The organism is Pseudomonas sp. AIG, assembly GCF_977020205.1.
In genome coordinates this window covers 1-1109 of record NZ_CDROCK010000127.1, presented here as the reverse complement: position 1 = coordinate 1109, position 1109 = coordinate 1, and the positions used below count along the sequence as shown (strand labels likewise).

The following is a 1109-nucleotide window of genomic DNA, read 5'->3' as shown; positions in this document are numbered from 1 at the left end:
CTTGCTCGATCATCTCGGGTGTCTTGCTGCGCAGCGTATAGCTGCTGTTGAGCAGTGTCTGTTTCATTTCCCTGAACCCTAATTCGATTTCCCAGCGATGGCTGTACAGGTCGACGATTTCATCGGATGGGAAACGCAGCGGATCGGCCATCGACGTCAAAATCTGACAGACCTTACCCTTGACGGTTTTGCTCAGCAGTCTTGCGGTCAGGTGCTCCGGCAATCCCGGCCATTGCTTGCGGGCCTGCGGCGAAGTGCTTAACGAGACCACCGCATCCTGACGCCCCAAACGCTGAATGACTTCGTACTGCGCCCCTTTGCGTAACGGCATCAGCCAATGCCGCTCGGTGCCGGCCTGCTGCCATTGGTGCAACAGCCCCAACGAGTAGAAACCGCGATCGAATAGCGTCAGCGAGTGATCCGGCGTGGTATCGATCAGTTGTTCTGCCAGCTTCATTTCGTTGCTGCGATAACCATCAAATGCGCTACCGATCAACATGTGGCTCGTCAATTCCATCTGGCAGACCATGCGTACCTGAGGAAAACCGGTGTCGCCGTGCTGGTTGCTGGCCGAGTCGTAGCGCGCTCGATTTTCGGGTGTGTCAGGTGTTCGCCAGACGACACCGTCGACGCCCAGCAAGCGCAAACCGGCCCAGGTCGGATGCCCCGCCGCTTCATGCCAGCTTTTCTGAGTCAGATCGAAGACTTGTCGTACAGCTTCGCTACCCAATCTCTGACGGGCTTGAACTACAGCGCTGGGCGCGACCAGAGGACGTGGCCCTGGCAGCATGATGTTCATGCGGCTGACTACGTCCCACGCCGACATACGCCGAAAGAACGCCATGGAAATCACGCACCACAGCATCATTTCCAAGGGCAGGCGCCGCTTGCGCAGGGTCGCTACGCCGGCCTGTTCCAGTGCCTGCTCGACCAGTGAAGGGTCGAGCAAAGAATCCAACCCCTCAATGGCGCTAGGGGTAGAGGCGATGTTGTGGGTCAGTTCCAATGCCCGAGAGAGACGCATAAAAAAATCCGATGCCAGTACAGACATCGGATTTTGATTTCTTGCGGCCAAAGGTCAAGCAAAGAGTCTTAACTGATCGGCATTA

The 1109-nt window shown here is 56.8% G+C and carries 1 protein-coding gene; it reads right to left on the bottom strand.

What is annotated here, in order from left to right:
* On the bottom strand, positions 1-1024 hold a 1024-nt coding region (locus ACWR1S_RS30815), incomplete at its 3' end, for an IS4 family transposase (RefSeq protein ID WP_454566137.1).
* Positions 1025-1109: the final 85 nt, after the last annotated feature.